The organism is Pseudomonas sp. Snoq117.2 (assembly GCF_900110545.1).
GTDB classification, from domain to species: Bacteria; Pseudomonadota; Gammaproteobacteria; order Pseudomonadales; family Pseudomonadaceae; genus Chryseomonas; species Chryseomonas benzopyrenica.
Genome location: NZ_FOED01000002.1, coordinates 587801 through 611122, shown reverse-complemented (window position 1 = coordinate 611122; position 23322 = coordinate 587801). Strand labels below are relative to the sequence as shown.

Genomic DNA, 23322 nt, shown 5'->3' with positions numbered 1-23322 from the left:
CCCATGGAGGGGCGTCGTCCCGACCTGCCATTGATCCTCATCGTCGACGATCAGAAGAGCAACCTGCGTGTCCTCGGCGACCTGCTGCGCGATGAGGCGCGCATCATGCTGGCCAAGAGCGGGGTCCAGGCCCTGACCAAGGCCGCCCGCGAACACCCCGATCTGATCCTGCTGGACGTGGTGATGCCCGGCATCGACGGCCTGCAGCTGATCCAGCTGTTCAAGCGCCGCGCCGAGACCAGCGCCATCCCGGTGATCTTCATCACCGCGGCCAACGACCTGCATCGCGAGGTGGAGTGTTTCGAACTGGGCGCCAGCGACTTCATCCAGAAACCCTTCAATCCGCTGGCGGTGCTGGCGCGGGTGCGGCTGCACCTGCAACTGGCCCGCCAGCGGCGGCTGCTCGAACAGCTGGCGCACATGGATCCGCTGACCGCCGTGGGCAATCGCCGTCGCTTCGACGAGCAGCTGACCATCGAGTGGCAGCTGGCGGTCAGCCGGCGCGGCGCCTTGGCCATCGCCATGCTCGATATCGACTACTTCAAGCAGTACAACGATACCCATGGCCATGGCGCCGGGGATCAGGCCTTGGCGCGGGTCGCCCAGGTGCTGGAGCAGCGCATCCGCGAGCGCGATTGCCTGGCGCGCTACGGCGGCGAGGAATTCGTGCTCTTGCTACCCGGCGCCTCGCGCACGGCCGCGGAAGCGGTGCTGGAACGCTGTCGGCAGGGCATCGCCGAACTGCGCATCGCCCATCCGCTGGCCGAGGATCGCCTCTGGTTGACCATGAGCATGGGCCTGGCCTGCTGCAATCCGACCCCCGAGCAGACCCCGAACGGTCTACTCAAGGCCGCCGACGACCTGCTCTATCAGGCCAAGGCAGAGGGGCGTGATCGCCTGGTCAGTCGCAGCTTCTAGGTCGGTGCCGCCGCGTCCCTAGGCTGGAAGGTCCTTGCCGCTGCCCTCGACCAGATGCACCCGGTTGCGGCCTTCGGCTTTGGCCTGGTACAGCGCCTGGTCGGTACGTTCGATAAAGGCTTCATGATCGTCGCCGCTTTGCGGCTGGATGCTGCCGACGCCAATGGAGATGGTGACGAAGCCCAGGTCGCTGCTGGAGTGGGCGACCTGTAGCCGCTCGACCCCTGCGCGACAGCCTTCGGCGACCTTGCGTGCGCCCTCGGCATCGGTTTCCGGCAATACCATGGCGAATTCTTCGCCACCGTAGCGGGCCACCAGGTCGGCCGGGCGCTTGAGCTGTTCGGTGAGCACCGCCGCCACCTTCTTCAGGCAGAGATCGCCGCTGAGATGACCATAGGTGTCGTTGTAGCGCTTGAAGTGGTCGACGTCGCACAGCAGCAGGGCGAGCGGCTGGCGATTGCGCCGGGCACGCAGCCATTCGCCTTCGTAGGTCTGGTCGAAATGACGCCGGTTGTTGATGCCGGTGAGGCTGTCGATGGCCACCAGCTTCTGCAGCTGGATATTGGCCTCGGCGAGCTGGCGCTGGCTCTCGCGCAGGAAGCGAAAGGCCTCGTCGCGCTGGGCGCGCAGGACATGGGCCTCGGAGTGGTAGCGCACCCGCGCCAGCAGCTCCAGCTTGTCGGGTAGCTTGACCAGATAGTCGTTGGCGCCGGTGGCGAAACTCTGCGCCTTGACCTGGGGATCTTCCTTGGAGGAGAGCACCACGATGGGCACGTCGCGCAGCCCCGGCTCGGCACGGAACCGTCGGACCGTTTCCAGGCCGTCGATCTCGGGCATGATCAGGTCCTGCAAGACCACCGTGGGCTTGAGTTGCAGGGCCATGTTGACCGCCTGGTGGGCATCCAGGCAGTAATGCAGCTCGATATCGGGCTGATCCGCGATCATCCGCCGCAGGGCTTCGATGATGATCAACTGATCGTCTACCAGCAGCAGGCGTACCTTGGGTGCGGTCAGGCTGTCCAGAGTGCTGCCCTCATTCGTGGCCATTACTGCGAGTCCTTGTGCGGGCGGGGTCAGGCATCCCGCGTCTCACCTTGGCCAATCCCTGCCACTGCGCCGTCCAACGCTCCTGTTGGCGACCGGTCATGTCATGCTACGCGAGCTGTTGCCGAAGCGCCGTTGCAGCCAGGCACCGATCTGCGTGGGGCTGAGAACACGTTCCGCGGCGCCCATTCTAACCGCAGCAGCGGGCATGCCGTATACGGCACAACTGGCCTCGTCCTGGGCCAGGGTGGGGCAACCGCTCTGGCGCAGGGCGTAGAGGCCACTGGCGCCGTCCCGTCCCATGCCGGTCAGCAGGATGCCCAGGGCCTTGCCGACCCGGCGCGGGTGGCTGGCGAGGTTGGCGAAGAACACGTCCACCGAGGGACGATAGGGATAATCGGCCGGCTCGACGGTATAGGCGAAGCGGCCACGTGCATCCAGCAGCAGGTGATCGTCGCCCAGGGCCACCGAGACCTGACCGGGCTGCGGCAGGGCGCCGGGCATGGCCGCCGTGACCGGCCAGGCGATCTGGGTCCCGAGCCAGCCGATGAAACTAGGGGCGAAACGCCGATCGATGTGCTGCACCAGCACCACGCTCGCCTCGGGGGTCGGCGTCCAGGTTTCGAACAGACTCACCAGGGCCGCCGGCCCACCGGTGGAGGCGCCGATGGCGACCAGGGTGTCCGGCGTCGCTTGAGCGTGCTCGGTCGGTGCGGTGGCACTGACCAGCTGCGGGCGGGCGGCGCGTTCCGGCAGGCGCACCAGGGGCTCGATGCGGGCGATCTTGCGCAGCAGGGCACCGCCATCGGCACCGCCGCTGAGTGCCGGGGTGGCGGTCACGTCCAGGGCACCGGCGCCCATGGCCCGAAACACCCCCTCGCAATCGTCGGGGGTGGCGGTGACCATGAGGATGGCGCAGGGCGACTGCGCCATGATCCGGCGCGTCGCCTCGATGCCGTCCAGCCGCGGCATCTGCAGGTCCATGAGAATCAGGTCGGGGCGGTCCTCGGCGCAACGGGCCACCGCTTCCTCGCCGTCGTGGGCGATCCAGGCGACCGTATGGCGCCCATCGCTGGCCAGCAGGCGGCGCAGGGCTTCGGTGGCCAGTAGCAGATCGTTGACGATGGCGATTCTCATGGTGCTCCGATGAGGTCCTGTACGGCGGTGATGAGGGCATCGTCGTGGAAGCTGCCCTTGGTCAGATAGTAGTCGGCGCCGGCTTGCATGCCCTTGAGGCGGTCTTCGGGGCGATCCTTGTAGGACACGATCATCACCGGCAGGGCATGCAGACGCGGATCGCGGCGCACCAGTTCCACCAGTTCGATGCCATTCATGCGTGGCATGTCGATGTCCGACAGCAGCATGTCGAATTCGCCGCCGCGCACCGCGTTCCAGCCGTCCATGCCATCCACCGCGACCTCCACCTGATAGCCCTGGCCTTCCAGGAGCTTGCGCTCCATCTCGCGCACGGTGAGGGAGTCGTCCACCACGAGGATGCGCTTGACCCGTCGGGTGGCGACAGCGGCACCGCCCTGCACCTGACGCAGCTGCCCCTCGCCGAGCAGGCGCTCGATACCGGTGAGCAGATCGGCGACGTCCAGCAGCAGCACCGGGCTGCCGTCGTCGAGCAGGGCCCCGGCGGTGACCGAACGTAGCTTGCCGAAGATCTCGTCCAGCGGCTTGAGCGCCAGGCCCTGCTCGCCGCGCAGGCGATCCACCACCAGCCCATAGCGGCGCGCCCCGCTGCCGATCACCAGCACCGCCAGGTCGCCGCTGGGCGGCGCGCCTTCCAGCTCCAGCAACTGATGGGCGGCGACCAGGCCCAGGCGATCCTCGCCGAGCAGGAAGAAGGCCTTGCCCTCCAGCGCGTGGACCTCGGCGGGATCCAGGCGCAGTACCCGTTCAATGCGGTTGACCGGCAGGGCATAGGCCTCGCCGGCGATGTCGACGATCAGGGCGCGGACGATGGAGCGACTGACCGGTACCAGCAGGTGGGTAGTGAAGCCCAGGCCAGGGCGGGTTTCCAGGCGGACTTCGCCATCCAGGGCGCGGATGGCATCGGCCACCACGTCCAGGCCCACCCCACGACCGGACAACTCGGTCACCGTCTCCTTGAGACTGAAGCCGGGCAGCAGCAGGAATTCCAGCAACTCGGCCGCGCTCAGTTCAGCGGCCACCGGCGGCGGACTCAGGCGGCGGGCGATGACCGCGGCGCGGATGCGTTCCAGGTCCAGGCCGCGGCCGTCGTCGTGCAGGCTGACCTGCAGGCGCCCGGCGACATGCCGGGCTTCGAGGCGGATCTGGCCGCACTCGGGCTTGCCCAGGGCGCGGCGTTCGGCCGGGGTTTCCAGGCCATGGTCCACGGCGTTGCGCAGCAGGTGATTGAGCGGACTTTCCAGCCGCGCCAGCACCTCGCGGTCGATCAGGGTATCGGCGCCTTCGACCTGCAGCACGGCCTCCTTGTCCAGCCCCCGGGCCAGGTCACGCACCAGCCGTGGAAAGCCTTGGACGGCATCGCGCAGTGGCCGCATGCGCACCCCGAGCACCTCGTCCAGCAGCCCCTGGCAGACGCCGAGCAGGCGCCGTTCGTAGGCTTCCAGCGCCTGGAGCTGCTGCTGGTAGCGATCGAGCAGGCCTTCCTGGCGCTGGCGCACGTCGCTGCTGACCGCCTTGGCCTGACCGAACAGCCCCTGCAATTCCGCGCGATAGCCCTGGAAGCCCTGAACCAGGCCGTGCAGACCGAGGCCCATCACCCGGGCCTCGCTGGTGAGGGCGAGAATCTGATTGAAGCGGCCGCTGTCCACCCGTAGCGGATCACGGCTGCGCTCGGCTTCGGGGGCCGGGTCTTCCGCCACGGCGGGCGCCAGCTCCCGGGCTGGCGCCGGCGCCATCGGGGCAGGGGCAGCGGCGCCAGCGCTCAGCGCCTGTGCCAGCGCCCGCTGGGCATCCCGCTGTTCGCTCTGCCAGCGCTGGCTGGCGGCTTCGTCCAGGCGGCTGACCTCACCGAGGACGTCGACGCAGCGAAACAGCTGATCGATGTCCGCCGGACCGAGCTGGCGGCGACCGGCCTGGACGGCGACCAGGCAATCCTCCATGGCGTGGGCCAGCTCGACCAGGCCGTCGAGGTCGACGATGCGTGCCGCGCCCTTGATGGAATGGGCCGCCCGCATCATCGGTTCGATCACCCCGGTGTCGTGGGGATCGCGCTCCAGGCGCAACAAGCCGCTGTCCAGCGCCTGCAGATGGCTCTGCACCTCGCTGGCGAAAAGATCGTAGAGGGACATCTCGCGCACATCGCGCGGTGGCTGACTCATCGCAGCGCCTCTTCCAGGGCCCGCTCCAGGCGCGGCAGATCGAGCAGCCCGACCTGATGCGCGCCTTCGCGATAGACGCCACTCAGGTAGCTGAGCAACTCGCCGCCCAGGGTCGCGGGCGGCGGTTGCACCTCGCTGGGGGCATAGCGCTGCAGTCCTAGCACCTCGTCCACCTGCACGGCCCAGTCACGGCGACCGATATGCAGCAGCAGCAATCGCGGAAAACCGCCGGTCTGCTCGCCCGGGGCCACCGCCAGCAGCAGCTGCAAAGCGATGCAGGGCTGCAACTGACCCCGCACCGGGACGATACCGCGCAGCAGCGGCGAACGCCGGTGGGGCACCCGATGGACGGCGGTGGGTTCGGTGGCCGTGACCAGGCAACCGCCGGGCAAGCCCAGCCATTCCGCGCCGAGGCGAAAGACCAGCGCACTGGCCGACTGCGCCTGGCGATCGTCCAGGGGTTCGGCATAGCGCTCGGCCCAGTCGGCACGCTCCAGGGCGCTGAGTTCGCGGTTCAGGCTCATGCGTCGTCACCGGCACGGGTCTGGATGCGCGCGGCGCGGTCGCGCAGGCGTCCGGCTTCGTCGAGTCGGCCGGCTCTTTCGCAGATCAGCGCCAGGCGGCACAGGGCCGGATAGTGCTCCGGCTCCAGATAGAGCGCCTGGCGTAGCGCCCGCTCGGCCTCGGCGGCGCGGGCATCGGGCAGGATGAGCGCCAGCAGGAAATGGGCACCGGCCTGGCTGCGATCCGTATCGAGCAGGGTGCGCAACAGTGTCTCGGCTTCGGCGCCTCGTCCGGTATCGGCCAGCCGCTGGGCTTCTTCCAGGGGCGGGCAGACGGCCGGGATGGGCGCGGTCGGTAGCGGTGCGGGAGCACTTCTGGCCCGCAGGCGGGTAGGGAGCGTCGTCGCCGGGGGCGGCGGGCGCACCGCGGCCTTGCGCCGGGGCGCCGCAGGCGGTGGCGGCCGTAGCGGATCGGCGGTGTCCGCCTGGCGCTTGATCAACGCCGAGGCGTGCGCGACGCCCAGGCTGGCGAAACCATGGCGCATGGCGCTGACCATCTCCGAGCTGCCGACGCAGAGCAGGCCGTCGTCGTGCATGAGCGCGGCCAGGTGGCTGAGGGCTCGGCCCTGGGTCTGGTCGTCGAAATAGATCAGCAGGTTGCGGCAGAGCACCACGTCGAAGGGGGCGCCGTCGCGCAGACTGCCCAGCTGCAGGATGTTGCCCTGACGAAAGCGCACCTGGTTGCGCACCCGTTCGGTCAGACGCTGGCGATCGCCTTCGGGCTGGAAATAGCGCTCGCGAAAGGCCAGGTCGCGGGCGCGAAAGGAGTTGCGCCCATAGAGGCCGCGGCGGGCGCGCTCCAGGGACGGCTCGTTGATGTCCACCGCGGTGACCTGGAACGCCTGGGCCGGCAGGCCGGTATCGAACAGCGCCATGGCCAGGGTGTAGGGTTCTTCACCGGTGGAACAGGGCAGGCTGAGCAGGCGTACCGGCGCGCCGCTGCGGGCATGGCGCTCCTGGGCGAAGCGCGCGGCATGGGCGATGGCCTGGGGGTCGCGAAAGAACCAGGTCTCGGGAATGACCAGCAGGTCCAGCAGATCGGCGAATTCGCTTTCGTCGTCGAGGATGCGCGCCATATAGACCTCGGCATCGCTCTCCTGGCGCTCGCGTAGGCGCTGGCGAATGGCGCGGCCGAGCATGTCGTCGGCGATGGCCAGGCCGGTGCGCGCCCGCACCAGGGGCGCCAGCCGGGGATCGAGCTTCACGCGGCCTCCTGGAACAGCAGGGCGGCCAGGGCAGGTGACAGCAAACGATCCTGATCGAGCCACAGCCAGAGGCCTTCTGGCGTCTCCAGCACCTCGCCGAGCCAGGGATAGTCAGGCAGCCGGATGCCCGCGGGGCGAGGCGTGGCGGCGCTGATCCGCCGCACGCCGGCGACGCCTTCCACCACCAGGCCGAGCGGGCGACGGGTGCCATCGGGCAGGGCATGGTCGACCAGCAGGATGCGGGTGTCCTGGCGCGCTTGGGCGGCCGGTCCGCCGCTCATGGCGGTGATGTCCACCACCGGGATGGCCGCGCCGTGCAGATTCATCAGCCCGGCCACTCCGGGTGGCGCGGCGGGAAACCGTGTCAGCTGCAGAAAGGGCAGCACCTGGCGGATCGCCGTCGTGGGCAGGGCCGCGGCAGCGTCGGCCAACTGGAAGACCAGGATCTGCATGGTCAACGGGTGACCGAGAAGGTGGCGACGCTGCTCTGCAGGTCCTGGGCCGCCTGCTGCAGATACTGCACCGCTTCGCTGGTGGCCTTGAGCGCCTCGGTGGTCTGCTGGGTGCTGTCGTTGAGCTGGGTGATGGTCTCGGCGATCTGGCCGGCGCCAACCGCCTGGGACTGCATGCCTTCCAGGACGATATCGAAGCGTGCCGGCAATTTCTGCACGTCCTCGATCACCCCGGCCAACTGATCGCTGACGCTGGCCACCTCCTGCACGCTGCGACGGATCTCTTCGGAGAACTTGTCCATGCCCATGACGCTGGCGGATACCGCGGAATTCATGTCCTTGAGCATCTGCTCGATGTCGTCGGTGGCGGCGGTGGTCTGGTCCGACAGCCGGCGGATCTCGGTGGCCACCACCGAGAAGCCGCGGCCCGCCTCGCCAGCCTTTTCCGCCTCAATGGCGGCGTTGAGCGACAACAGATTGGTCTGGTCGGCGACCTTGGTGATGGTGGTCAGCACCTTGTTGATATGACTGGACTTCTCCGACAGGGCGGCGAGCTTGGCATTGATCGAGTCGGTCGCCGCCACCATGCGCTGCATGGTGCTGTCCATGCTCGCCAGGTTGCTGCGCGCCTGCACCGCGCCCTGGGTGGTCTCGTCCGCCACCTGCACGGCTTCCTCCATGGTGCGCACCAGGGCATTGGCGTTGGCGGCGATTTCCCGGGTGGTGCTCAGCACTTCCACGCTGGTCTGTACCTGTTCGATGCTGGTGGCTTCCTGCTGGCGCGACGAGGCGGCGATCTCGGTAGTGGAGGAGGTCACCTGGATGCCGGCGCGCTGCACCTTGGCGATCATCCCGCGCAGGTCTTCGATCATCTTGCCCAGGCCACGGGCCAGCTGGCCGATGGCGTCATCGCCGCTGACCGCGGTGCGTCCGGTGAGATCACCGGCGGCAGCCCGGTTGACCACGCTCAGCAGATCGTCGACATCGGCGCGCAGGCGCTGCATCAGGACCTGCTCGCGGGCATGGTCGTCCTGGATCTGTTGGGCCATCTGGTTGAAGGCCAGCCCCACCTGGGCGAGTTCGTCTCGGCCCTGCACGTCCACGCGGGCGCCGCTTTCGCCCGCGGAGATGCGCGCCACGGTAGCGGTCAGGCGGCGGATCGAGCGCAGCAGATGACGGGAGAGCAGCCAGGCGATGAGCGCGGCCAGCAGCACGCAGAGGGCACCGCCGGCGACCAGGGTCCAAGTCAGCTGGTTGCGTACCTCCTCGGTATGGCCGGCGCGTTGCGCGGACAGGCGTCGCTCTTCATCGGCAATAGCCTGGATCTCCTGGCGCATCGCCGCGACCTGGCTGGTGAGGTTGTCGATCAGCGGCTCGTTGGCCAGTTGGACCGCGCTGAGATTACCCGTGGCACGCAGGCGCAGCAGCGGTTCGAAGGTGTTCTGTCGCCAGCTGTCGAGCTCGGCGATCAGGCGCGCGAAGCGTTGTTGCTGACTGACATTGTCCTGGGTCAGTTGCTGGGGCACACGCAGGGCAGCGGCCAGCGACGGCAGGGCCTGGCGCGCGGTCTCCGCATCGGTGGCGGTCCCGGAATACCAGTAGGTACGCAACTTGGCGCGGGTTTCGAGCAGGTTGTTGTCCAGCGCCGTGACCGACAGCAGCACCTCGGCGGTGTGCCTGTCCCAGCGATTGGCATCGACCAGGCTCTGCAAGGCGGCATAGGTCAGCCAGAGCAGCAGGACCACCAGGGCGATGATGGCGGCGAAGCCGGCGAAGAGTTTGTTCTGGATGCGAATGTTGTTGAGCATGGGCACCGGTGCAGGCGGACGAGGGCGAAAGGAGTAGGCCCTAAGGGCCACTCGGGCTGTCCGATAACGGTAGCACGGCCATGCATTTATGTGAGTTGGGGCTCACTTGGGAAGGCGCAATAGGAGAGGGGTACTGGTCTGGCAGGGATACAGAGGCAGCCTTCTGGCGTGGAGGACAGGAGGCTGCCGGCAAAACGGTGGATTTCAGGTCGCGGCCGCTTCGCTCTCTGCTTCTGTGCGCCGGGTGCCATGACTGTTCTGGCCACCCTTGCGCCCGGCTTCGGAGGCACGAGCGGGATTGTTGGCGAAATTGCCACCACTGGCACGCCCACCCTTGCGCCCGGCCTCGGCGGCGCGGTCGCGATTATTGGCGAAGTTGCCTGGGTTGCTGCTCTTGTTAGCCATGAGGACTTCTCCCAATTACGGTTATTGATGAAGCGAACGCCGTACCCGCAAAGGCCAAGCGGCTCAACTATTAGGAGTAGGGTTTTGTAAGGGCGGTTCGAATGTGGTGATAGAGGGTGGTTTTATTCGACGGACTTCAGGTTGGATACAAGGTTGGTGATGACCATGATCGTGCCAGAGCCCTTGGTAAAAAGGCTGTACAGGAGTTGTAAAAGAATCCGGAAGGTTCGCTAGCAGAATTTCTTACGCACAGCTGAAAAGAGTGAAATCTTTTGAAATATTTTGTCGCAGGGTGCGTCAGCGCTGATTTTTTTGCTGCTGGAGGCTGAGACGATTTTTCTCGACGCTGGTTCTTTTGCACGGCCGAAATCATCGCTGGCAAGGCGCTTTTTTCTGAGCGGTAATTGTTACGGGTCGTTCTTTCAGTGATCTGCAAGAGCTCGGCAAAGGTGTCTTCCAGAGCCTTTTGTAAAGTTGGCAGACGATAATGTCTGTAGTCATCAATATTTAAAAGCTAATAATTTTTCCGATAAAGATTAAGGCGATAGTCAGAGCGAAAGTTAGAAGCAAGGGGCTCTCCCACTACGAGACGCTTGTGCTGTTCTCTCTTTTGTGAGAAAAAATCCCCAATATGGGAGGTGGTCATGCTCGATGAACGTTTGGCATCCAGGCTCAGGGCCCTGCGCCTGGAGCGCGGGCTGTCGCTGGACCAACTGGCGGCCCTCAGTGGGGTCAGTCGCGCCACGCTGTCGCGGCTGGAAAATGCCGAGGTCAGCCCGACCACGGCGGTTCTCGGGCAGCTCTGTTCGGCCTACGGCCTGACCCTGACGCGCCTGCTGCATAGCGTGGAAAGCGCCTATCCGGCCCAGGTCGAGCGCCAGGCGCAGCAGATCTGGGCCGATCCCGAGCAGGCCTTCACCCGTCGTTCGGTTTCGCCGCCGGCCCAGGCGCTGGCGGGCGAGGTCATCGAGAGCCAGCTGGGGCCAGGGGTGGATATCCGCTATCAGGCAGCGCCCCGTCCCGGGCTCGAACACCATCTGCTGTTGCTCGAAGGCGAGTTGCAGCTGTGGATCGAAGAGCAGCCCTATCGGCTGGGCGTCGGCGACTGCCTGCGCTATCGCCTCTGGGGTAGCAGTCGCTTCCTGAGCGGCCCGGCGGGCGCCCGTTATCTCCTGTTCATGATCTGAGGTGTGTCCATGAGTGCTTCCCTGCGTATCGAACAGCTCGATGCCGCCGCTTTCACGAGGCATCTGAATGAATTCCAGCAACTACTGGCCGCCTGTGTCGAGCAGGGCGCCAGCATCGGCTTCATCCTGCCGCTGGGTGACGCCGTGAATCGGCGCTTCTGGACCGAGGCCGTGGCCCCGGGCCTGGCCCAGGGTACCCGGCTGCTGTTCGCCGCGCTGCAGGGCGACCGGGTGGTCGGCAGCGTGCAACTGGTGCTGGATACCCCGGCCAATCAGCCGCACCGCGCCGAGGTGGTCAAGTTGCTGGTGCATCCGGACTGCCGTCGCCAGGGGCTGGCGCGTCGGCTGATGCAGGCGGTGGAGGCGGCCGCCCAGGCCCAGGGGCGGGACTTGCTGACCCTGGACACCCGTAGCGACGACCATGCCGAGCCGCTCTATCTGTCCCTGGGCTATCAGGTGGTCGGCCGGATTCCCGGCTATGCCCTGGATGCTCGCCAGCCCGAACGCCGAGACAGCACCACCCTGATGTACAAGACGTTGGCGGTCGCGCCCGCTAAGCTTGGCGCCCCCCGTTAAGGACCCTTTCCTGCCATGCCGCCTCGCTCCGCTACCGAACTCTGGCAACTCCTGCGCGCCCAGGCCGAAGCAGGGTGCCGCGACGCCCCAGCCCTGGCCGAGGGCCTGACGCGAGCGCTGCTGCAGCCGGTGGATCTGGCCGCCGTCCTGGTGCGGCGCTGCGCCGAGGCCCTGGCGGAAGATCCGCGACAGGCCGAGGCACTCGCCGAGCGCTTCGCCGCGCTGCACGCCGAGTGGCCGGAATTGACCGCGGCCGCCTGCGCGGACCTGGAAGCCGTGCTGGCGCGGGATCCGGCCTATGCCAGCCTGCTGGAGATCCTGCTGTTCTCCAAGGGCTTCCTGGCGTTGCAGACCCAGCGCCTGAGCCATGCGCTCTGGCGCAACGGCGAGCGCCTGCTGGCCCTGCACCTGCAGGCGCGCTGCAATCGCCTGCTGGCCATCGACATCCATCCGGCCGCGCGGCTGGGGCGCGGCATCATGCTCGACCACGGCACCGGCATCGTCATCGGCGAGACCGCGGTGGTGGAAGACGACGTCTCCATCCTGCAACAGGTGACCCTGGGCGGTACTGGCAAGGAACAGGGCGATCGCCATCCCAAGGTGCGGCGCGGGGTGATGATCGGCGCCGGGGTCAAGATCCTCGGCAATCTGGAGATCGGCGAGGGCGCCAAGATCGGTGCCAACAGCGTGGTCCTGCACCCGGTGGCGCCCCACACCACGGTGGTGGGCATTCCCGCCCGCCCGGTGGGCCGTCCGCGCGACGCCCATCCGGCCGAGAGCATGGATCAGTCCTTCGACGACTGAGCGAGAAAGACTTCGGCCTTAGGATAGCGCTCGCTGTTCAAGGCGCTGGGCGCCAGCCCTTCGGCATGGGCCAGGCTGCGCACCAGCTCGCGATTGAAGGCGCTGTTGCCCGGGTCCGCCAGGTAGTCGGGCAGCGCCAGCCAGCGGGCATCCTCGATCTCGTCCGGATCCTGGATGGCGATCTCCGCACTCAGGGGGTCGAGGCGGCAGACCACATAGAGATTGGACTTGCCGAAGCGATAGGGGTGGGTGGTCACCAGCCCGACCACGCCGCGCAAGGCGCTGCGGATACCGGTTTCCTCCCAGACCTCGCGGATCACCGCAGGACCCAGGTCCTCGCCCAGCTCGACATGGCCGCCCGGCCGCTTGTAGCCCTGGCTGCCGCGTTCGCGGATCGCCAGGAGTTCGCCATGGCTGTTCAGCACCAGGCCGCCGACACCCAGGCTGTGGGTCGGGACGAAGGGCGCGAAGGCGGTCGGTGTGCCGCGCCAGACCAGGGTCAGTTCCTCTTCCAGGCAGTTGTGAAAGACGAAACCGGCGGCGGTGGCCACGCCGACCAGTTCGCCAAGGGCGAGGGGCAGGGTCAGCCAGATCAGGTTGCGACCCTCGCGGCGAGCCCTGTCGAGCAACTCGGCCAGCGCCGGGGCAAAGGCCTCGCGGGTGGCGGGCAGCGAGGCGGCATCGATGATCAGGCCGTTGAAGGCGTCTTGGCGATACTGCACGGGGTTCACTCCGCAGGCCGTGGCTGGATGGGCGAGGAGGGCACGATACCGGCTTCGCTAGGCAGCAGCAGACTGGCGCGCGGATTGGCGATCTCGATGCCGCGCTCGCGGAAGCGTTCGAGGATACGTCGGTTGAGTTCGCGCTGCACGCCCCAGCGGCCCTTGTCTAGGCATCTCATCTGCCCGGCGATGGTCACCATGGCGCCGTCGACGGCATCTACGCCCCAGATCTCCAGATCGGCGAGGATCAGGTCCTTGAAGGCCTCGTCGGCACGCATGCCGGCGCCGATGTCCTTGAGTTCGGCGATGACGCGCTCGATGTCTTCGCCGTAGCCCACGCTGATGCGCAGGGCGGCATTGCCCAGCCCGCGGTTAATGTTGTTGACCGCCGACACCGAGCTGAAGGGCACGATGTGCAGCGAGCCATCGCCGGCGCGCAGGCGCACGGTGCGGATCGACAGGTATTCCACGGTGCCCGAGACCCCGGCCACGGTGACCCAGTCGCCTACCTGCATGGCGTTTTCCAGCAGCAGGAAGATGCCGGTGATGAAGTCCTGCACCAGCTTCTGCGAGCCGAAGCCGAGGGCCACCCCGATGATGCTGGCGCTGGCCAGGAGCGGCGTGGTGTTGATGCCCAGTTCGCTCAGGGCGGTCAGGCCGACGATCAGCGCGACCAGGATGAACAGCCCGGTGCGCAGCATGGGCAACAGGGTGCGCAAGCGAGCGGCCCGCACCGTGTCGCCGCGTTCGTTCCAGCTGCTCAGCCGACGATTTACCGTGGTGTTGGCGCCTTCCCAGACCACTACGGCGATGACGGCGGCGATGAGGATGGTGAGAAAGGCGGACAGCAGGCTGCGCCCGATGCTGCCCGTGCCGAACCAGTCCAGCACGCTCCAGCCCCAGGACTGGAACAGCGCCAGGACGGTGATCAGGGTGACGATCACCCCCACCAGCCAGCGCGCCAGCGGATAGTAGCGCTGCAGGTGCAGCTCGGTGCCGCTGGCGCCTTCGGTGGTGGCCGGCTGGAACAGCCGACCCAGCAAGCCGAGCAGGAACACCGCCGCCAGGCGTCCGAGGATGACGATACCGGCGGAGAGGGCGACGAAATTCATCAGCCGCGGCAGCCCGTTCTCGATGTCCAGCGCCCACATGGTCCAGCCACCCATGACGAACACGGCGGCGAATACGGCCCAGACCTGACCCAGCCAGGCGCGCAGCACGGTCAGGGCACCATTGCCGTCCTGGCGCCCGGCGATCCGCGCGGCCACCGGTCGACGCATGTGGAAGATCAGCCCTACCACCAGCAGATGGGCCAGCAGCGAGACCAGCTTGACGATGGCTTCACGGCCCTCTTCGTTGGCCCCCAGGATGTCCGCGGCCTGGGCCAGCGCCAGGCCGAAGGTGACCAGGGCAACGAAGGCGTGCAGCCAGCGCAACAGGGTGCAGGCGAGGGCCGTCTTGACCTTGAGCAGGCGGATGCCGTGGGCGGCAGGATCGATCAGCAGGCGGATGACGATCAGCGCCAGGCGGGTGGTGAGATAGGCCCCGAGGAAGCCACCGACCAGCTCGCGCTGATTGGCATCCGACCCCACCAGATAGTGGATCAGCAGCGCCGCCGTGGCCCAGAAGGCCAGCAGTGGCAGCACTTCCAGCAACAGCAGTCCCAGGGCGAAGGGCAGGTGCCGCAGGGTGGTCCAGTGCTCCTCGCCGCTGGGTCGGGCGCGGTTGGCGGGTGTGGGATCGGTGGCGGCGGACTCGGTCGCCGGCGCGGCTGGCGCGGGCGCCGCGCTGTCGGACGGGGCGATGGGCACCTCTTCGAGCCGATCCACCCCATCGATCTGGGTCTTGACCAGCGCCACAGCAGGTTCCGTGGGGCGGGTAGCCGTGTCTTCGGTCGTAGTCGCCGAGGCTTCAGGCGGAGGCTGCTGGGCCGCCGTCTGCTGGGCTTGGCGCCGGGCGCGACTGTCGGCGAGATCGGCATGGCGCTGCAGTCGTTGCCGCGGGCGCCGGAGCGCCCGATGGATCAGCCACTCGCCCACCAGGCCGGCGGCAAAGAGAGTGGCCAGGGTCAGCAGGGCTTGCAACAGGGCATGGCGACCCGCTGCGGAGGTGAAGCTGGCGCGCGACCAGTCCGGCAGGGTACGCACGGCCCGCTGTATCTGGTTCAGCTCGCTGCCCAGGTTGTCCGCCCAGCGCCCGACGCGACTGAGGGTCTGGGCGATCAGGCCATTGGCCTCCAGCGGTACCAGCGCCCTTTCTTCGCCTGCCGCCGGGGGGGTGGCCGCACTGGGCGCGGTGGCGGCCGCGGGCGCCGTAGCGGCCGGCGTCGCCTGCGTCCCGGTAGTGCTCGTCGGCTGGCTGGCGATGGCCTGCAAGGTCAGGATCAGCTCCTGGCGGCGTTGCGGATCCTGCAGCAGGGCGGCGACCTGGCGCGCCTGCTGGGGGTCGAGGCCGGCCGCTGCCTGGGCAGGGGGTTCGGCGGCGCGCAGGGGCAATGCCAGGCACAACAGCAACAGGGCGAGCAAGGCTTTGAACATGGTTAAGACCTGAGCAGTACCGGAAGACGAGTCTGGCCTCATAGACTCGTCAGGCAGCGCGATGACTCCCTGGCGAATGACGACGCCAAGAAATGGCCTGTCCTGCATTCAATCGGTCTTAAATGTAAATTTTGCATATTAGATTAGTTCTAAATTGAATTTTACCAATGATCCGCCTGTGTTTTACCGTCGCGCTATTGGATCGCCGCGGCGTATCTGACGTCGGTTCCCGGTCAGGCTCAGCGTCCGCAGCAGGGGGAGCGAGCGGGCGCCTGGTACCTGACTCGGAATCGGCTCGATCGCGCTGGTCCGGCCTTAGCGCTAATGCGCGCCCCACGTGGATTCACTCCTCTCGGGCATGACGGGAGACGGCTCGCCGCGGCCGTCGCAAGTCGGTTCATCCGTTCTTTACATCTTCATCGGCACGCCACCCGACGCTGTGGAGCCTGCCCGGATACGTTCAGGAGGCTTCATGACCATCCATACCTTCAATCGCCGCCGCCTGCTCGGCATGGCGGGTGCCGCTACCGCTGCAGCGCTGGTCGGCCGGCTGGGCTTCGCTGCCGAGGCGGGCGATGTCCATGCAGGGCATGCCGGCCATGGGGTGGCCCCTGCGGCCAGTCCGGTGGATTTCCTGCAGGACACCGCGCGCTGGGCCTTGCCGGAGCCGCGCAAGGTGCGGCTGGCGGTCAATCTCAATGCCGTCTGCCTGGCACCGGTGACCGTCGCCGATACCCAGGGCATCTTCAAACAGCACAACCTGGACGTGGAGTTCGTCAACTTCGGCAACTCCACTGAAGTACTGCTAGAATCCATGGCCACCGGCAAGGCCGACGCCGCAGTGGGCATGGCGTTGCGCTGGCTCAAGGCGCTGGAGCAGGGCTTCGACGTCCAGCTCACTGGCGGCACCCACGGCGGTTGCCTGCGACTGCTGGCGCGGGAGGGCGGCCCCGGCGACCTGGCGGCGCTCAAGGGGGCCACCATCGGCGTTACCGACATGGCCGCGGCGGACAAGAACTTCTTCGCCCTGATGCTCAAACGCCATGGCGTCGACCCCAGCCGCGACATCACCTGGCGAGTGTATCCGGTGGACCTGCTCGGCCCGGCGCTGGACAAGGGCGAGATCCAGGCGGCCAGCGGCTCGGACCCCATGATGTACCGGGTCAAGCAGCGGCCTGGCATCGTCGAACTGTCCAACAACTTGGTGGAGGATTACGCCAACCTCAGCTGCTGCGTGATCGGGGTCAGCGGCACTCTGGCGCGCCAGGACAAGCCGGTGGCAGCGGCCATCTCCCATGCCATCCTGCAGGCCCACGCCTGGGCGGCGCAGCATCCCGAGGTGGTGGCCGAGCGCTTCCTGCCACTCACGGTGAACAGCTCCCGGGAGGAGTTGCTGGCCATCCTGCGGGAGCACACCCACGCTCACTACTCGGTGGGCGAGGCCTTCGTCAGGGAGATTGCCGTCTACGCCCGTGACCTCAAGCAGATCGAGGTGCTGCGGCCGCGGACCGACCCCCTCGCCTTCGCGGAGAGCATCCATGCCGACGTCTTCGCTTGAGCGCATCCACTCGGTCCCGGCGACCGCTCTCACCTGGCGGGGTGGTCTGCTCGCCGCGGCGGCCTGGCTGGCCCTGGCGGTGTTCCTGCCGTTCTATCCCGAGCACGGGCGGCCCTGGCCTTTTACCCGCGAACTGGCCGTAGCGGCCACGGTGTTCGCCGGACTCCTGGCCTTGCTGGCACTGCTGCCCGGGCGTAGCGAACGGCTGCTGGCGAGGCTGCGGCGTGCGGGGCCCTGGCTGATCGCGCTACCCCTGCTACTGGGGCTTTGGACCCTGGCGACCGCCAAGCTGCGGCTGCTGCCGGTCCCCTTCTTCGCCCCGCCCCAGGCACTGGTCGAGGTGTTCGTCGACGACTGGCCGCGGCTGGGCTTGAGTCTGGCGCACTCGTTGTGGCTGTTGCTCAACGGGGTCGCCGCCGGCGCCTTCTGCGGTTTTCTCGCTGGTCTCGCCATCGGTTGGTCCCAGCGCATCGGCTACTGGGTGCATCCGGTGCTGCGCCTGCTCGGTCCCATCCCGTCCACCGCGCTATTGCCAATCTGCTTCTTCTTCTTTCCCACCAGTTGGAGCGCGAGCGTCTTTCTTATCGCCCTGGCCACCTGGTTCCCGGTCACCGTACTGACCTGGTCCGGCGTCGCCAGTGTCGATCGCGCCTATTACGAGGTGGCACGGACCCTGGGCGCGAGCAATGCCTTCCTGATCCTGCGGGTCGCCATCCCGGCGGCCTTGCCACAGGTATTCGTCGGGCTGTTCATGGGACTGGGAGCCTCCTTCTCGGTGCTGGTGGTGGCCGAGATGATGGGGGTCAAGGCCGGTCTCGGCTGGTATCTGCAATGGGCCCAGGGCTGGGCAGCCTACGCCAACATGTATGCGGCACTGCTGGTGATGGCGCTGCTCTGTTCGGGGTTGATCACCCTGCTGTTCGCTATCCGCGACCGGGTGCTGGCCTGGCAGAAGGGGACGATGAAATGGTGAGTGCAGCAACTTCGATAGTCTCGGAAACCAAGGGGATGGTCATTGCGGTGCGCGGTCTGAGCCACGCCTTCGAGTTGGCGGATGGCCCGCTGCCCGTGCTGGACCGAGTGGATCTGCAACTGGCGGCCGGCGAGAGCCTGGGGTTGCTGGGTCCCTCGGGCTGTGGCAAGTCGACCCTGCTGCGGCTGGTGGCAGGCCTGGAGCCTGTGCAGAGTGGCAGTCTGCTGGCCGATGGCGCCGCCATTCCGGGGCCGCATCACTCCCGGGTCCTGATGTTCCAGGATCCCACCCTTTATCCCTGGCGCCGCGTCTGGGACAACGTCGCCCTCGGTCTGCAGGCGCGTGGCCTGCTCGCCACCCAGCGCGAACGGGTGGACGAGGCCCTGCGCCGGGTCGGGCTGCTGGAGTTTCGCAACGCCTATCCGCGACAGCTGTCCGGGGGCATGGCGCAGCGTGCGGCTCTGGCGCGGGCACTGGTCAACGAGCCACGGCTGCTGCTGCTCGACGAGCCTCTGGGCAAGCTGGATTCCCTGACCCGCATCGCCATGCAGAGCGAGCTGATTCGTCTCTGGCAGCACCAGCGCTACAGCGCCTTGCTGGTCACCCATGACGTCGAAGAGGCCCTGCTGCTGTGCGACCGGGTACTGGTGTTCTCGGCGCGACCGGCTCGGGTGCTGGCCGAGATCGTCGTCGATCGCTCCTATCCCCGACGGCGCGATGATCCCCGGCTGCTGGAATTGCGCCACCACGCCCTGGAGCTGCTTGGGCAGGGCAGCGACTGGTAGCGCCTGGGCCGCACGTGGCGGGGGACCGCGCAGGTCAGGCCAGGCGCGCGGTCCGTCGCCAGTCGCCGGGCGTCTGTTCGGTCCAGCGCTTGAAGGCGCGCTGGAAGGCCGCGGGAGAGGCGAAACCGAGCAGGTAGGCGATCTCGCCGAAACTGGCCTCGGTGTCGCGGATATAGGCGAGTGCTAGGTCGCGACGCGTCAGGTTGAGCAGGGTGCGGTACTGGGTACCTTCCTCGGCCAGCTTGCGCCTCAGCGTCCAGGGGGGCAGGCGCAGTCGACCGGCGATCTGCTCCAGGGTCGGCTCGCCATGGCGCAGCAGTGGCCCCATGACCTCGACCACCCGCTCGGTGAGGCCGCGGGTCCGGGTCAGGCGGCCGTGCTCGGCTTCGCTCAGGGCCAGCAGCTGGCGCCAGGTGGCCGGACAGTGTTCGGGGCCGGGTAGGCTGAGGCTGGCGGCATCGAGCAGCAGGGCATTCTCGGCGGCGCCGAATTCCACCGGGCAACCGAAGGCGGCCGCGTAGGGTGCCGGATCCGCCGGCGCGGGGTATTCGATGAGCACGCGACGCGGTTGCAGCGCCTGCCCGGCCACCGTGCCCAGCAGCGCCAACCAGGCGCTGAGCACCACGTCCACCACGAAGCGGTTGTAGCCGTTGTAGGGGCTGATGCTATAGAAGTGCAGCCAGGCGTCGCGGCCCTGGGCCGCATAGCGCGATCGGCCCCGGTAGTTGCGGCCATAGAGCGGCTCCAGGGTCAGCAGCGTCTCGGCGGCATGCCGCACGTCCGGCGCCTGGCCCACGGTGATGCCGGCAAGGCCGAGCAAGGCCGGGCGCATCGCCTGGCCCATGGCCAGGCCCAGCGCCGGATCACCGGTCAACTCCAAGGCGGCATGGCCCAGGCGCATGTAGTGAGGGATCGACAGCCGTCCGCCGGGTTCGGCCAGCCGCGCCGCGGTCAGGCCGAAGCGGGCCAGCAGGGCGGCGGCATCGGTCCCCCGCTGGCTGACGGCAGCCGCCAACGCCAGCACGAAACCGGTGGAGAGATCGCCCAGGCGCAGCGCCGGCGCACTCATAGCCGCAGATTGATCAGCTTGCTGCCGGCCCGGGCGGGATCGGTAGCCGCTGCCGCATCCGGGGTAAAGGCCTGGCTGCCGCCAGCGGCCTGCCATTCCCAGAGACGGCCGCGCAGCTGCACTTCCAAGGCGGCGCGAATGCCGGCGGCGCGCAGGCGCTGCACATCGAAGGGCGCCGGTGCGGGGGTGGTGCCCGAGGCGAGGGCAGGGATCGCCAGCAGGTCCACCTGGGGATCGTCGAGCACGCCGACGCGACCGGTGTCGCTGCCCTGGATGACGCCCAGGCGACCCAGCGGCGTCTCCAGCCGCAGCAGCGGCGGACTGAGATCATCGCCGTGCGCCTGGGCCGTCAGCGGTCGCACCAGGGGCTGGCCCAGGGGCTTGCCGTCAGGACCAAAGACCAGGGTGACGTTGCGCAGCGGTCCGCTGCCCACCCGCAACTCGCCGTCGACCAGGGTCGGGCCGGGCAGAACGATGGAGCCGGCCACCAGGGTGACGCCGTACTGGCGGGCGAGTCCGGCGAAAAGCTGCTGATAGGCGCTGGCCATGTCCCAGGCCTTCATGCGCAACAGGCTGTCGGCCAGGCGCCGGTCGCCCTCGGTCTGGAACCAGGCGCGGGCCACGCGCAGCGGATTGCCCAGCAGCAGCCATTGGATGGCTTCTTCGCTGCGGGCCGCGGCATAGACCTCGGGTTTCTCGCCCATCAGCGCCAGGGGTGTGCCCAGGTGTTCGGGCAGCACCACGATGGTCTGGGTGCCGATCAGCCCCAGCCGGCGGGCGTTGGCCAGAGAGGCGTCGAGCTTGAGGCGCAGCCGCTCGGGATTGCCGTAGTCCAGGGCGATCAGCTCGGGCTCGATCCCCAATAGATTGCCGGTGGTGGCCGCGGCTGGCGTGGTGGTCAGGTCCACCGCCAGGCTGCTGCGCAGGTCCGACAGATAATGGAAGGCTGGCCGCTGGGCCACCCAGCCCGCCAGCACGGCGAACAGGGCGATCAGCACCAGGAACACGAGCTTGCGCATCGGCACTCCAGAGCGGTCCCGGCCCCTGTGGCCGGGTGAGATGAAGGTGCTCAGGGTAGGAGACCAGACCGCCACTGCCAAGGGGTGGCTGTGCATTTGGGTAAAGAGGTTGTCATTTCTGGTGATTGAGGCCGGGGCGCGCCGCTCCTATCGTGGCGCCAGGCTTTCCCAGAAAGGCCAACCACCGGAGACCGCCATGATCGAGTTTGCCCCTCGTAATACCACCCCTGTGAATAGCTATCCGCATCTGCTCGAACCCCTGCCCGTGGGGTCGATCATGTTGCGCAATCGTGTGGTGATGGGGTCCATGCATACGGGGCTGGAAGAACGGCCGGGCGGTTTCGCGCGGATGGCGGCCTTCTTCGCCGAGCGGGCGCGGGGTGGGGTCGGCCTGATCGTCACTGGCGGCATCGCGCCGAACGAAGAGGGCGCGGTGGCCAAAGGCGCGGCCAAGTTGACCACACCCGAGGAAGCCGAGCACCACCGGCCGGTGACCGAGGCGGTGCATGCCGCCGGCGGGCGTATCTGCCTGCAAATCCTGCACGCCGGTCGCTATGCCTATAACCCCCAGCTGGTGGCGCCCTCAGCGCTGCAGGCACCGATCAATCCCTTCACCCCGCGCGAACTGGACGAGGCCGAGGTGGAGGGGCAGATCGCCGCCTTCATCCGCTGCGCCACGCTGGCGCAACAGGCCGGCTACGACGGCGTCGAGGTGATGGGGTCCGAGGGCTACTTCATCAACCAGTTCATCGCCGCGCGGACCAACCACCGCACGGATCGCTGGGGCGGCGACTTCGCCCAGCGCTGCCGCTTGCCGCTGGCCATCGTCGCGGGCATCCGCGCCGCGACTGGCCCGGACTTCCTGATCATCTTCCGGCTCTCACTGCTTGATCTGGTGGAGCAGGGCAGCACCCCCGAGGAATGCCTGCAGCTGGCACTCTGGCTGGAAGACGCCGGGGTCAGCCTGATCAACACCGGCATCGGCTGGCACGAGGCGCGCATCCCCACCATCGCCACCCTGGTGCCGCGCGGCGCCTTCGCCGCCGTCACCGCCCAGCTCAAGGGTCGCGTCCGGGTGCCGCTGATCGCCACCAATCGCATCAATACCCCCGAGGTGGCGGAAGCCATCCTCGCCGCTGGCCAGGCCGACCTGGTGTCCATGGCCCGGCCGTTGCTGGCCGACGCGGATTTCGTCGCCAAGGCCGCCGCCGGCCGCGCCGACGAGATCAATACCTGCATCGCCTGCAACCAGGCCTGCCTGGACCACACCTTCGCCGGCAAGCTGACCAGCTGCCTGGTGAATCCGCGCGCCTGCCACGAGACCGAGTTGCAGATCCTGCCCGCTGCCGAATCACGCCGCTTTGCCGTGGTCGGCGCCGGACCGGCGGGCCTGGCCGCCGCCTGCACCCTGGCCGAGCGCGGTCACCAGGTGGTGCTGTTCGAGGCCAGCGAGCGCATCGGCGGCCAGTTCAATGTGGCCCGGCGCATTCCCGGCAAGGAAGAATTCGGCGAGACCCTGAGGTATTTCCAGCGTCGCCTGGAGCGACTGGCGGTGGATGTCCGCCTCAACCATCGCGTCAGCGCCGCCGAACTGCAGGCCGAGGGCTTCGCCGCGGTGATCCTGGCCACCGGGGTGACGCCGCGGGTGCCGCCGATTCCCGGCGTCGACCATCCCAAGGTGCTGGGCTACCTGGACGTGCTGCTGGAGCGCCAGCCGGTGGGGCGGCGGGTGGCGCTGATCGGCGCTGGCGGCATCGGCTTCGACGTCGCGGATTTCCTCACCCATGGCCACCAGGAGGCGGAGCCCATCACCGCCTTCTATCGCGAGTGGGGCATAGACCCCAGTTTCAGCAACCGCGGCGGGCTGGCACCGGCCGCGCTGCCGGCGGTGCCGCGCGAGGTCTGGTTGCTGCAGCGCAAGCCGGGCAAGCCCGGCAAGGGCCTCGGCAAGACCACCGGCTGGATCCACCGTGCGCGCCTGCAGCAGCGTGGCGTCAAGGCGCTCGGTGGGGTGGAATACCTGCGCATCGACGACGCCGGCCTGCACCTGCGCCTGCCCGATGGCGCCGAGCAGGTGCTGGACGTGGACAACGTGGTGCTCTGCGCGGGCCAGGAGTCCCTGCGCGAGCTGGAAGCCGAGCTGCTCGGCGCCGGCGTGGCGGTGCATCGGGTGGGCGGAGCGGATGTCGCCGCCGAACTCGACGCCAAGCGCGCCATCGATCAAGCCACCCGGCGGGCCGCGGAGCTGTAACTCTTCGTTGCAATCAGGGATGATTTCTGTGATCCACTCCGCATAACATCCGATCCGGACCGACCCTCGTCCCAATGTCTGGCGTCTGTTCCATCCCGCTGACCAGGATTGGCTAAGCTGCCGTCCTGATGC

The 23322-nt window shown here is 67.9% G+C and carries 20 protein-coding genes; 8 read left to right on the top strand and 12 right to left on the bottom strand.

All coding sequences use genetic code 11. The features are described from left to right. Positions 1 to 3 precede the first annotated feature (3 nt). The gene (locus BMZ43_RS08705; protein ID WP_017642241.1) at positions 4 to 918 is read left to right on the top strand and encodes a diguanylate cyclase domain-containing protein; all 915 of its coding nucleotides are present in this window, start codon (positions 4 to 6) and stop codon (positions 916 to 918) included. Positions 919 to 936: 18 nt separating this feature from the next. Here the strand turns inward: BMZ43_RS08705 and BMZ43_RS08700 are convergent, their stop codons facing one another. From BMZ43_RS08700 to BMZ43_RS08665, 8 genes are all read right to left on the bottom strand, one after another. Further along, positions 937 to 1965, bottom strand: coding sequence for a GGDEF domain-containing response regulator (locus BMZ43_RS08700; RefSeq protein WP_093252482.1), 1029 nt, complete (start codon positions 1963 to 1965; stop codon positions 937 to 939). Positions 1966 to 2061: 96 nt separating this feature from the next. Continuing rightward, on the bottom strand, positions 2062 to 3099 hold the full coding sequence (gene cheB, locus BMZ43_RS08695; RefSeq protein WP_017642243.1) for a chemotaxis-specific protein-glutamate methyltransferase CheB: 1038 nt from the start codon (positions 3097 to 3099) through the stop codon (positions 2062 to 2064). Further along, on the bottom strand, positions 3096 to 5276 hold the full coding sequence (locus BMZ43_RS08690) for a hybrid sensor histidine kinase/response regulator (RefSeq protein WP_064308946.1): 2181 nt from the start codon (positions 5274 to 5276) through the stop codon (positions 3096 to 3098). Before BMZ43_RS08690 ends, cheB begins: the two co-directional genes overlap by 4 nt. Further along, complete coding sequence (locus BMZ43_RS08685; RefSeq protein WP_064308947.1) at positions 5273 to 5800, bottom strand: chemotaxis protein CheW; 528 nt, start codon at positions 5798 to 5800, stop codon at positions 5273 to 5275. Before BMZ43_RS08685 ends, BMZ43_RS08690 begins: the two co-directional genes overlap by 4 nt. Then, positions 5797 to 7044 (bottom strand): CheR family methyltransferase, encoded by a 1248-nt coding sequence (locus BMZ43_RS08680; RefSeq protein ID WP_064308948.1) that lies wholly within the window; start codon positions 7042 to 7044, stop codon positions 5797 to 5799. Before BMZ43_RS08680 ends, BMZ43_RS08685 begins: the two co-directional genes overlap by 4 nt. Further along, a complete protein-coding gene (locus tag BMZ43_RS08675) occupies positions 7041 to 7496 on the bottom strand; it encodes a chemotaxis protein CheW (RefSeq protein ID WP_017642247.1) in 456 nt (151 codons plus the stop codon). Before BMZ43_RS08675 ends, BMZ43_RS08680 begins: the two co-directional genes overlap by 4 nt. Before the next feature lie 2 nt (positions 7497 to 7498). After that, the gene (locus BMZ43_RS08670) at positions 7499 to 9304 is read right to left on the bottom strand and encodes a methyl-accepting chemotaxis protein (RefSeq protein ID WP_064308949.1); all 1806 of its coding nucleotides are present in this window, start codon (positions 9302 to 9304) and stop codon (positions 7499 to 7501) included. Positions 9305 to 9508: 204 nt separating this feature from the next. Further along, entirely contained in the window at positions 9509 to 9709 is a 201-nt protein-coding gene (locus BMZ43_RS08665) for a con-10 family general stress protein (protein ID WP_017642249.1), read from the bottom strand. 644 nt (positions 9710 to 10353) lie between these two features. Here BMZ43_RS08665 and BMZ43_RS08660 point away from each other — a divergent pair. The 3 genes from BMZ43_RS08660 to cysE are packed head-to-tail and all read left to right on the top strand — an operon-like array spanning position 10354 to position 12276. Further along, positions 10354 to 10896, top strand: coding sequence for a helix-turn-helix domain-containing protein (locus BMZ43_RS08660; RefSeq protein ID WP_017642250.1), 543 nt, complete (start codon positions 10354 to 10356; stop codon positions 10894 to 10896). 9 nt (positions 10897 to 10905) lie between these two features. Beyond that, positions 10906 to 11472: a GNAT family N-acetyltransferase gene (locus tag BMZ43_RS08655; RefSeq protein WP_093252478.1), complete on the top strand. Its 567-nt coding sequence runs from the start codon at positions 10906 to 10908 to the stop codon at positions 11470 to 11472. Between the two features lie 15 nt (positions 11473 to 11487). Next, a complete protein-coding gene (gene cysE / locus BMZ43_RS08650; protein WP_093252473.1) occupies positions 11488 to 12276 on the top strand; it encodes a serine O-acetyltransferase in 789 nt (262 codons plus the stop codon). Here the strand turns inward: cysE and BMZ43_RS08645 are convergent. Continuing rightward, positions 12258 to 12998: an NUDIX hydrolase gene (locus tag BMZ43_RS08645; RefSeq protein ID WP_093252467.1), complete on the bottom strand. Its 741-nt coding sequence runs from the start codon at positions 12996 to 12998 to the stop codon at positions 12258 to 12260. The two genes, cysE and BMZ43_RS08645, sit on opposite strands and share 19 nt — an antisense overlap. Positions 12999 to 13003: 5 nt before the next feature. Further along, entirely contained in the window at positions 13004 to 15535 is a 2532-nt protein-coding gene (locus BMZ43_RS27070) for a mechanosensitive ion channel domain-containing protein (protein WP_093252462.1), read from the bottom strand. A gap of 472 nt (positions 15536 to 16007) precedes the next feature. Between BMZ43_RS27070 and BMZ43_RS08635 the strand changes: the two genes are divergently transcribed. The 3 genes from BMZ43_RS08635 to BMZ43_RS08625 are packed head-to-tail and all read left to right on the top strand — an operon-like array spanning position 16008 to position 18851. After that, a complete protein-coding gene (locus tag BMZ43_RS08635; protein WP_017642255.1) occupies positions 16008 to 17093 on the top strand; it encodes an ABC transporter substrate-binding protein in 1086 nt (361 codons plus the stop codon). After that, the gene (locus BMZ43_RS08630) at positions 17074 to 18066 is read left to right on the top strand and encodes an ABC transporter permease (protein ID WP_093252457.1); all 993 of its coding nucleotides are present in this window, start codon (positions 17074 to 17076) and stop codon (positions 18064 to 18066) included. Before BMZ43_RS08635 ends, BMZ43_RS08630 begins: the two co-directional genes overlap by 20 nt. After that, a complete protein-coding gene (locus BMZ43_RS08625) occupies positions 18060 to 18851 on the top strand; it encodes an ABC transporter ATP-binding protein (RefSeq protein WP_093252453.1) in 792 nt (263 codons plus the stop codon). The genes BMZ43_RS08630 and BMZ43_RS08625 overlap by 7 nt, the downstream gene beginning before the upstream one ends. A 34-nt stretch (positions 18852 to 18885) precedes the next feature. On the opposite strand, the gene BMZ43_RS08620 is transcribed toward BMZ43_RS08625, so the two are convergent. Together BMZ43_RS08620 and BMZ43_RS08615 are read right to left on the bottom strand one after the other, a co-directional pair. After that, on the bottom strand, positions 18886 to 19920 hold the full coding sequence (locus BMZ43_RS08620; RefSeq protein ID WP_093252448.1) for an AraC family transcriptional regulator: 1035 nt from the start codon (positions 19918 to 19920) through the stop codon (positions 18886 to 18888). Next, positions 19917 to 20939, bottom strand: a complete 1023-nt coding sequence (locus tag BMZ43_RS08615) for a carbon-nitrogen hydrolase family protein (RefSeq protein WP_093252443.1) — start codon at positions 20937 to 20939, stop codon at positions 19917 to 19919. Before BMZ43_RS08615 ends, BMZ43_RS08620 begins: the two co-directional genes overlap by 4 nt. Positions 20940 to 21135: 196 nt before the next feature. Between BMZ43_RS08615 and BMZ43_RS08610 the strand changes: the two genes are divergently transcribed. Further along, complete coding sequence (locus BMZ43_RS08610) at positions 21136 to 23190, top strand: NADPH-dependent 2,4-dienoyl-CoA reductase (RefSeq protein ID WP_093252439.1); 2055 nt, start codon at positions 21136 to 21138, stop codon at positions 23188 to 23190. Positions 23191 to 23322 lie beyond the last annotated feature (132 nt).

Excerpts from the sequence above, each read along its gene's own strand:
- BMZ43_RS08705 (WP_017642241.1), top strand. The coding sequence starts at position 4 with ATGGAGGGGCGTCGTCCCGACCTGCCATTGATCCTCATCGTCGACGAT.
- BMZ43_RS08700 (WP_093252482.1), bottom strand. The coding sequence starts at position 1,965 with ATGGCCACGAATGAGGGCAGCACTCTGGACAGCCTGACCGCACCCAAG.
- cheB (WP_017642243.1), bottom strand. The coding sequence starts at position 3,099 with ATGAGAATCGCCATCGTCAACGATCTGCTACTGGCCACCGAAGCCCTG.
- BMZ43_RS08690 (WP_064308946.1), bottom strand. The coding sequence starts at position 5,276 with ATGAGTCAGCCACCGCGCGATGTGCGCGAGATGTCCCTCTACGATCTT.
- BMZ43_RS08685 (WP_064308947.1), bottom strand. The coding sequence starts at position 5,800 with ATGAGCCTGAACCGCGAACTCAGCGCCCTGGAGCGTGCCGACTGGGCC.
- BMZ43_RS08675 (WP_017642247.1), bottom strand. The coding sequence starts at position 7,496 with ATGCAGATCCTGGTCTTCCAGTTGGCCGACGCTGCCGCGGCCCTGCCC.
- BMZ43_RS08670 (WP_064308949.1), bottom strand. The coding sequence starts at position 9,304 with ATGCTCAACAACATTCGCATCCAGAACAAACTCTTCGCCGGCTTCGCC.
- BMZ43_RS08665 (WP_017642249.1), bottom strand. The coding sequence starts at position 9,709 with ATGGCTAACAAGAGCAGCAACCCAGGCAACTTCGCCAATAATCGCGAC.
- BMZ43_RS08660 (WP_017642250.1), top strand. The coding sequence starts at position 10,354 with ATGCTCGATGAACGTTTGGCATCCAGGCTCAGGGCCCTGCGCCTGGAG.
- BMZ43_RS08655 (WP_093252478.1), top strand. The coding sequence starts at position 10,906 with ATGAGTGCTTCCCTGCGTATCGAACAGCTCGATGCCGCCGCTTTCACG.
- cysE (WP_093252473.1), top strand. The coding sequence starts at position 11,488 with ATGCCGCCTCGCTCCGCTACCGAACTCTGGCAACTCCTGCGCGCCCAG.
- BMZ43_RS27070 (WP_093252462.1), bottom strand. The coding sequence starts at position 15,535 with ATGTTCAAAGCCTTGCTCGCCCTGTTGCTGTTGTGCCTGGCATTGCCC.
- BMZ43_RS08635 (WP_017642255.1), top strand. The coding sequence starts at position 16,008 with ATGACCATCCATACCTTCAATCGCCGCCGCCTGCTCGGCATGGCGGGT.
- BMZ43_RS08630 (WP_093252457.1), top strand. The coding sequence starts at position 17,074 with ATGCCGACGTCTTCGCTTGAGCGCATCCACTCGGTCCCGGCGACCGCT.
- BMZ43_RS08625 (WP_093252453.1), top strand. The coding sequence starts at position 18,060 with ATGGTGAGTGCAGCAACTTCGATAGTCTCGGAAACCAAGGGGATGGTC.
- BMZ43_RS08620 (WP_093252448.1), bottom strand. The coding sequence starts at position 19,920 with ATGAGTGCGCCGGCGCTGCGCCTGGGCGATCTCTCCACCGGTTTCGTG.
- BMZ43_RS08615 (WP_093252443.1), bottom strand. The coding sequence starts at position 20,939 with ATGCGCAAGCTCGTGTTCCTGGTGCTGATCGCCCTGTTCGCCGTGCTG.
- BMZ43_RS08610 (WP_093252439.1), top strand. The coding sequence starts at position 21,136 with ATGATCGAGTTTGCCCCTCGTAATACCACCCCTGTGAATAGCTATCCG.